This window comes from Neobacillus drentensis (assembly GCF_036965645.1).
Lineage (GTDB): Bacteria > Bacillota > Bacilli > Bacillales > Cytobacillaceae > Neobacillus > Neobacillus drentensis_D.
The window spans coordinates 143,411-150,863 of the sequence record NZ_JBALPZ010000042.1 but is presented as its reverse complement, the minus strand read 5'-3'; the positions used below and the strand labels follow the sequence as shown (position 1 = coordinate 150,863).

The window sequence follows — 7,453 nt, the reverse complement described above, 5'->3', positions numbered from 1 at the left end:
ATTATAATGGGGACGATCATTGAATTTACATTTAAACAAATTATGGAGTCCAATCTAAAGCATGAAATTGGCACGAAAGCTTTATCGGTTGCGCAAACCATCGCAAATATGCCGGATATTCAGGCAGCGTTTACTTTAGATAATCCTTCCGCACACATTCAACCGATTGCCGAAAACATTCGGAAGAAGGTAGGTGCCGAATTTATTGTGGTTGGTAACCGGAACGAAATACGTTATTCCCACCCAAATCAAAATAGAATCGGTCAAAAAATGGTCGGCGGTGATAATGGGAGAGTATTTAAAGGAGAGTCAGTCATCTCAGAATCGACGGGTACACTTGGTCCGTCCTTAAGAGGAAAAGCCCCTATTTTTAGCGGTGGGAAAGTAATCGGAGTTGTTTCTGTTGGATATCTGCAAACAGACATTCAAAGAGAGGTCTCGAAATTACAGCAGAAGATTTTTGTAGCTACTTTAATCATTTTGGCAGGGAGTCTAATTGCTGCGGTACTAATCTCTCTAAATATTAAAAGGGCCATTTTTGGATTAGAACCGAAAGAGATTGCCTGGATGTACCAGGAAAAGCATGCGATCCTTGAGTCCATTCATGAAGGAATCATTGCCATAGATACGGATAGTCGTATTACAGTTGTAAATGAAACGGCACATTCTATTTTAGGCGTGCCGAATGATGTTCTTTTGCGAGGTAAAAGAATTGAAACAGTGCTTGAAAATACACAATTATATGAAGTAGCTAAATCAGGAAAGGCAGAATATGATCAAGAAATTATCATTAACGGGGATATTTATTTGGCCAACCGGATTCCCATTTTTAATAAGAAGAGAGGTGTAATAGGAGCGGTTGCGAGCTTTCGAAATAAGTCAGAGCTTGCCTATTTACTCAAAGAATTATCTCATATTAAAGCCTATGCGGAGGGGCTGCGGGCTCAAACTCATGAATATTCTAATCGGCTTTACACTCTGCTTGGCCTCATTCAGCTTGGGTCCTATAAAGAAGCGATTGATTTTATTTCAAAGGAAGTGGATGTTGCCCAAGGGTTCATACAATTTCTGATGAAGGAGATACCCGATCCGATTATTGCTGGGTTTATTTTAGGAAAGGTGAGCCTTGCAAGTGAGCTGAAAATTGATCTTACTATAGATCGAGGCAGCAGTTTTAAAGATGTTCCGGCTGAGATTGATAGAGACATGTTAGTGACCATTATTGGCAATCTTGTTAACAATGCCTTTGAGGCAGTGAGAGAGTGTGAAAAGGATGAAAAAAGAGTCTCACTTTTTTTAACGGATCTTGGAAAAGAACTTATTATTGAAGTGGAAGATAATGGAGTAGGAATGGAGTCTGGGGTTCAGGAGCAAATATTTAAACCTGGCTTTTCTACAAAGAAGAAAAGCAGTAATTCTGGTATTGGGCTTAGCTTGGCGCAAAAAGCAATCCACGACTTAGGCGGCTATCTAACCTTTTCTTCAACAATGGAGGAAGGTACGATTTTTACAGTGGCGATACCAAAAAGCAGGGGGTCGTTAAATGAAGGGGAACAGAGATATAGAAGTATTAATTGTTGAAGATGATTTAAGGATTGCAGAGATTCAGAAACGATTTCTAGACCTAATCGATGGCTTTCAAGCTGTTGGCATTGCAGCGAACTATGTAGAAGCGAAAACACTAATGGACGTTCTACAGCCAGATTTAATACTCCTTGATGTTTATTTTCCTGATATGAACGGGTTAGAATTATTAAAAGAAACAAAGATACATCCAAAACAAATAGATGTGATCATGATTACGGCAGCAAAAGAGATTGAAAATGTCCAATCAGCGATTCGGTTAGGTGTATTTGATTACATTATTAAACCGGTCGTTTTTGAACGGTTTAAACAGTCGTTACAAAGGTATAGGGAGTACCAAGAGAATCTATTAAAATTAAGTAAAGAAAACTCTCATGTTTCACAGCTGCAAGTAGACAAACTATTATGGAAAGAGAACGATAGTACCAGTAATGATAGGGTTTACTTGCCGAAGGGGATTGACCCTCTCACTTTAGAAAAAGTTATTGAAGTCCTCGGAAAGGTAAAAAACGGACTTACAGCAGAAACGGTTGCTAAAGAAGTAGGTGTTAGTCGTACAACCGCAAGAAGATATTTGGAACATCTAGTATCGATTGAAAAAATAGAAGCGGACCTGTCTTATGGCACAGTTGGGCGGCCGGAACGGGTTTATCTGCTTGTAGATAATATGCTTAACAAACTTGCAGAGTAATCTATTGAACAGGGTGATGAAATGCGAATCAATTTTTTAGAACATAACTATAATGTTGACTTTGATCCTAATAATCGCAAGTTTATTACATCATCCGGCGCTCTAGGGCTTCTTCGTGAAGTGCTTGTGAAAAATTTAGGAATTGACCGCATGAGGGGATTCCTTAATCGATTTGGCTGGGAAATGGGTAAAAATGATGCTCAGAATGTGATGAAATCAAGCTTAACCCTTGATACATTATTGAAACAGGGTCCCATCTATCATACATCAAATGGTCATATTAGCGGTACCACCTATGAAGGGTTTGTCGAACTCGATGAACAAAATAGGGTAATTTCTATCTATGGAACGGGTACATGGGAAGATTCATTTGAGGTATACGAACATGTTAATCGTTTTGGAAATTCAAAAACTCAAGTATGTAATACATTAGCAGGTTACGCAAGCGGTTACATGTCGACGATTTGCGATCAAGAGGTTTTAGCCAAAGAAATAACTTGCATTGGGAAGGGCGACAAAGAATGCCGCTGGGTCATAAAAACACTTAAAGATTGGGATAGTGAAATTGAAGATGAACTTCATTATTACCATGAAGATCCCATTGTAAAAGAATTGAAGGATACCTATGAAAATTTAATGGAACAGAAGGATTTCAATATAAGGTTATCAAATTTCCAGAGGAAATTAACAGAAGAAATAGCTAATGGAGGTAATTTACAAACCATAACAGATATGGTATATGACGAAGTTGGTATTCCAATTATAATTGAGGATACAGATTTTCAAATCTTATCGTATTCTGGATTAAGCCAAAGTGATTCTTTAAAGCTTGAGGAAGACATCATTAAATTTATTGGTAACCATTTCCCTATTAATGTTTACGAAAAACAGCCGAAACTGCAATTGCCATTTAATAAAAAATTTGTTACAACATCAAATCAAGAACGTCTGATAATGCCAATTATTGGTCAAAAAAAAATAATTGGATATTGCTGTTTTATTTATGTAGAAGGAATGAAGTGTAAATTAGAGAATGATAGCTTGTTATTAGACAGAATTGCAAATGCAGCATCGCTTATTTTTTTAAATGAAAAAATCAGCTTTGATTCTTTTGAGAGAATGAAAGGGAATTTCTTAGAACAATTGTTAAATCAAGACTTTCATTCGAGACATGAAATACTTCTTAAAGGAAGATATACTGGGCTAGATCTTAGCATGCCCTATTTTCTAGCAGTATTAAAATTTGAAAAAAAGCATTTCATCATTGAGAATGAATTTCTTTTCCATGAGCAGGTTCTAGAGTTAACTTATCAGTATTTTAATAAAAATAGAAAAAAAATCCTAATATGCCAGCGTGAAGGAAATCTCATTTTATTTATAACAAAGGGACATGAAGATAATACCAAAATTAAAGATATTTTGACTGATTTTCACAACTTCTTAAAAAGAAATGAACCTAAATGTGAATATAAAATTGGCATTAGTAACGAAGGAAGAGAAATTGAAAATCTGGCCCAATCATACCAAGAAGCAAAGGTCGCTCTTCAACTTATCACAACAAGTAAGATTGTATTGTTTGAATCTCTAGGAATCGTTGGTGTACTGATTAATTCCAACAACATACAGGCGATAAAAATGATTGCCAAACAAGAGCTTGGCTCATTATATGACCTAACCGATCCGAAAAAATTGGAATTAATTAAAACTTTATATGTCTTTTTACAAAATGGGGGAAGGCTTGAGCATACAGTGAATGACCTAGCATTATCATTGAGTGGATTAAGGCATAGGTTAAAAAAAATAGAGACATTAATTGAACGTGACCCACGGAATCCAATAGGTGCCCATAACCTATTATTAATACTTGAGACTCTTGTTTCTTTAGGAGAATTAGAATTTTCATAGACCATTCAGAAGTTACTGAATGGTCTTTTTTTTATCCAAAATGAACAAAATCATGTAGTAAAACTGAAGTTTTTGATTGGTTTCTGTTCTAGTCAGAATATTAAGAATCCAATAAGATTACATTGTAAGGGTTTTGGAAGCGGTTACTCTATCATTTTTATCAAATCTATTTGGGAGGAAGAAATCTATGTTTACTCCAGAAATTGCAAAATTAGGTCATATTGCCTTAGTTACCCCAAACCTTGAAAAATCACACTGGTTTTTCCAAGATGTTATAGGGTTAGAAGAGACAGAAGTAAAAGATGGGATACATTACTTACGAGCTTGGGGTGATTTTGAACACCATACACTTTCACTTCGTGCAGGTGATCGTGCACATGTTGACCATATCGCCTGGCGGACAAAGCGGCCCGAAGATGTAGAAGGATTTGCAGATTTATTAGGTAAAGCTGGAACAAAAGTAGAGTGGGTGGAAGCAGGTCAAGAGGCTGGACAGGGCAGGGCGATTCGTTTCCAATTGCCTAGTAAACATCCATTTGAAATTTATTATGATGTAGAAAAAACAAAAGCACCTAAAGAATTAAAATCAACTTTAAAGAATCAGACCTATAAATCATGGCGCAAAGGAGTTTCACCCCGTCGTATTGATCACGTGAATGTAGCAACTAACTTGGATCCTGGCGGAATTCATACCTGGCTGTCTGAAAATCTAGGCTTTAAAATGCGCGAATATATTAAAATCCCAAACGGTCCAGTGGTTGCAGGTTGGATGAGTGTAACCCCTCTTGTTCATGATATCGCTGTAATGGGTGACACCACCAATGCAGGGCCAAATCGCCTCCACCATCTTGCCTATTGGTGTGATAATGCGCAAGACATATTGAGGGCTGCCGATATATTGAGCTAAGAGAGGATACAATTTAAAGGGCCCGGAAAACATGGAATTTCCCAAGCAATGTACATTTATGTGAAAGATCCAGGAAGCGGACACCGGGTTGAATTATTTTCAAACAGTTACTTAATCTTCGAGCCAGATTGGGAGCCAGTGGAGTGGACACCGGAAGATATGGATCGTGGACTTACGTATTGGGGTGAAAATGCCGTAATCGGAAATGAAGAAACAACTGAGGCTTAATTCAATAAGAGGAAGGAGCTATAACCGAAATGGGTTCATATAAAACTAAGAAAATAATGACTGGACACTATAAGACATTTTATTGTGAGGGAGGAGAAGAAAATTTAGAAACTATTATCTTCCTTCATGGATCTGGTCCTGGAGCAACATCCGAAACGAACTGGAGGAATATACTACCAGAATTAACTGACAGCTATCATGTTATCGCACCGGATATGTACGGGTTTGGGAGTACGGACCATCCTGAAAATCCGCCTAAAAGTTTCTGGGAATGGACTAATTGTCGTGTTGAGCAAGTTTTGGCTTTAATGGATAATCTTAAAATTGATAAGGCAAAACTAGTTGGAAATTCGATGGGTGGATACGTTTCACTTAATTTAGTGATGTCAGCGCCTGAGCGCTTTGAAAAAGTGTTACTTATGGGGAGTGCAGGTGGTGAAGTATCGCCAACACCTGAAATTGGAAGAATGATAGGTTTTTATCGAAATCCAACCCATTCTGCTCTTGAAAATTTAACAAAATGGTTTGTTTATGACGAAAAGAGTTTAGGAGAAGAATTAGAAACAGTGTTACGCGAGCGTTTTGATATGGTGATGCGTCCTGAAATTCGGAGGTCTTATCTAAGCAATATGTTTCCAATGGCACCTGGCGAAAACATTATTCCTCCGTCTGCTTTAAGACGAATGGATCAGCCTTTCTTATTATTACATGGCTTTGAAGATCGATTTGTGCCTAAAGAAAGCAGTCTTTCCTTGTTGCAGCATTTGCCAAATGCCCAGCTTAATTTATATAAAAGCTGCGGTCATTGGATCCAAATTGAAAAAAGAGACAGTTTTTTAAAAGTTCTTAATCAATTTTTTACAGAAGATTAATAGTGAATATGTGTAAGGTTGTAATATTAATTCGCAAAATAATAAAAAAGAGGTGTTACTATGGCAAATAGTGTACTAAAAGCTAATCAAGAGGTAATCGAGAAGCTGCTCGCCGATGCTGAAAAGGTCGGAATACTTGCCTTTGAGGAAGCAGTAGAAGCAGAAAAAAATGCAACGTTTTCTGAGAAAGTTATAAATGCCTTTAAAGAAACTGAAATACCTAAGTTACTTCTTCCCCAAAAATATGGTGGGCCACAAATAGACTTTAAAACTTATACAAAAATCATTCGGGCTGTTGCAAAACACAGTATTTCAGCCGCATGGCTAACCTATTTTTATCCTCTTCATAATACACTGTTGGCTTTTCTACCAGAAAAGGGAAGAGAGGAAATCATTCGGCAAGGTGGTCTAGTGGCTGACGTTTTTGCACCTATAGGGAAAGCTGTAAGGGATGGGGAAGGTTACAGGATTACAGGCACCTATAATTTTGCAAGTGGAGTCCTGTATGCGGATTGGGTAGGTCTTGGTCTTATGATGGAAATGTCGGAAAGTGTGGGACCAGAGTTTTGTATGTTCATTTTGCCAAAGTCAGATGTTAAGATTGTGGAAAATTGGAATACGCTCGGGCTTAGAGCAACGGGAAGTAATCAGGTTATAGCAGACAATGTGTTTGTTCCATTTGAACGGATTGTAAGGCTGACCGTTGCTAATACAACTGGCAGACCTCCTGAGAAGGACTATGATAAGGATTATTTATTCTACGACCTGCCTTATTTTTCTGCATTTTATGTTGGATTTGCAAGTATTGCTCTTGGTGGTGCAGAGCGGTTGCTTGAAGAATTTAAAAAACGTACAGAAAAGCGGGTTAGAATTGAAGGAGAACTTGAAAAAGAATCTCCCCGAAGCCAGCGGGTATTGGCGGAATTGACTACGAAATTCTATACTGCCGAAGGTTTAATGGAGAAATATATTAGTATGCTTGAAAACTATCAATGGGATGGTGGTGTCGGTCCTGAGGAATTCTTTGCGATTAGAGCTAAAATTATCAGTATTGTTACCGAGATTACTACCAAAGTATTGACAACACTTGGTGGTGCTGCTGTTTATAAAGGGGATACCGTAGAACAATTTACAAGAGATCTGTTGACGGTTGCTACCCATAAGGTACTTCTTTATGAAGATTCAATTGATGCGTTTGGAAAAACACTTTTTGGTTTTGAAACATTCACATTAGGCTAATATTCTTAACAATAAATTCAAGAAATT

Annotated in this window: 5 protein-coding genes and 1 pseudogene; all 6 read left to right on the top strand. The window is 37.5% G+C overall.

Annotated elements, in window-relative coordinates:
* On the top strand, positions 1 to 1,581 hold a 1,581-nt coding region (locus tag V7266_RS08775), incomplete at its 5' end, for a sensor histidine kinase (RefSeq protein ID WP_335467508.1).
* Positions 1,544 to 2,275, top strand: a complete 732-nt coding sequence (locus tag V7266_RS08770) for a response regulator (protein ID WP_335467507.1) — start codon at positions 1,544 to 1,546, stop codon at positions 2,273 to 2,275. The genes V7266_RS08775 and V7266_RS08770, both read left to right, overlap by 38 nt.
* Before the next feature lie 21 nt (positions 2,276 to 2,296).
* Complete coding sequence (locus tag V7266_RS08765) at positions 2,297 to 4,180, top strand: XylR N-terminal domain-containing protein (RefSeq protein ID WP_335467506.1); 1,884 nt, start codon at positions 2,297 to 2,299, stop codon at positions 4,178 to 4,180.
* Between the two features lie 187 nt (positions 4,181 to 4,367).
* Positions 4,368 to 5,315: pseudogene (locus V7266_RS08760) on the top strand (VOC family protein).
* A gap of 29 nt (positions 5,316 to 5,344) precedes the next feature.
* Positions 5,345 to 6,187, top strand: coding sequence for an alpha/beta fold hydrolase (locus V7266_RS08755; protein ID WP_335467505.1), 843 nt, complete (start codon positions 5,345 to 5,347; stop codon positions 6,185 to 6,187).
* Between the two features lie 60 nt (positions 6,188 to 6,247).
* Positions 6,248 to 7,426, top strand: a complete 1,179-nt coding sequence (locus tag V7266_RS08750; protein ID WP_335467504.1) for an acyl-CoA dehydrogenase — start codon at positions 6,248 to 6,250, stop codon at positions 7,424 to 7,426.
* Positions 7,427 to 7,453: the final 27 nt, after the last annotated feature.